A 954-nucleotide genomic window follows, 5' to 3' on the forward strand; every position below is an offset into this window, starting at 1 on the left:
GGGCCGGGCAGGAGTTCAGTAGGTGACGATCTCCCCGTCGGCCTTCAGCACGGGCCGTTCGGGGGTGTCGGTGACGCGCACCCAGGCGAGATAGCGCTGGCGGCGCTGGGTCAGCTCCAGGGCGGTGCCGGGGCCGATGAGGATGCGGGCGTGGCCGTTCTGCCAGGACGCTGTTTGCCAGTCGGCTGCACCGGGGTGGCTGTTGGCGTCGGTGATGGCGATCTCCACCGGTAGCGACTCCAGCTCCACTTCGCTGTCGGCGGTGACGGGGATGTCCAGGTACTCCACCGATGAGATCGAGATCTTCAGCACGTGGTCCTCGCTTTCAGACGGTGGGGGTCCCGGCGGACCAGGCGTGCTCTGGTTCGGCGGCGTGCCAGCTGGTGCGGAGCGGTCCGGCGGCGTGCCAGCCGGTGCGGGGCATCCCGATGACCAGGGTGATGTTCCGGTGGTATCCCCTCAGCCGGCGGGCGGTGTCGGTCTCGGCCGCGATGCCCAGCAGCCGGGTCTTCACTGCCGTCAGGGGCAAGGCGGTGCTGGTTTCGGTGGCGGTGCCCAGGACGCGGGTACGGGCGCCGGTCAGGGGCAGCGCCGTGTCCGTCTCGGTCGCGGTGCGCAGGAGTCCGCGCTTGGCGGCGGTGAGCGGGAGCGCGGTCCCCGTCTCGGCCGCGACGCCCAGGACGCGGCCCCGGGTGACGGCCAGCGGTAGGGCGGTGTCGGTCTCGGTCGCGGTCCCCAGCTGCTGGGTCTTCGTCGCGGCCAGGGGCAGGGCCGTGTCCGTCTCGACCGCGACGCCCAGGACGCGGGCGCGTCCCCCGGTCAGCGGCAGGGCCATGTCCGTCTCGGTCGCGGTGTCCAGGAGTCCGCGCTTGGCGGCGGTGAGCGGGAGCGCGGTGCCCGTCTCGGCCGCGACGCCCAGGGGGCGTGTTTTCGTGCCGGTCAGGGGCAGGGCGG

2 protein-coding genes are annotated in these 954 nt (G+C 73.2%); both read right to left on the bottom strand.

What is annotated here, in order from left to right:
* Positions 1 to 15 precede the first annotated feature (15 nt).
* Positions 16 to 312, bottom strand: coding sequence for a hypothetical protein (locus tag ABD140_RS39880; RefSeq protein ID WP_344248271.1), 297 nt, complete (start codon positions 310 to 312; stop codon positions 16 to 18).
* Positions 313 to 325: 13 nt separating this feature from the next.
* Positions 326 to 954: hypothetical protein (locus ABD140_RS39885; RefSeq protein WP_344248273.1), on the bottom strand; the 629-nt coding region annotated here is incomplete at its 5' end.

Origin of the sequence: Actinocorallia libanotica, assembly GCF_039525175.1 — a bacterium.
In the GTDB taxonomy this organism is placed as follows: Bacteria; Actinomycetota; Actinomycetes; order Streptosporangiales; family Streptosporangiaceae; genus Actinocorallia; species Actinocorallia libanotica.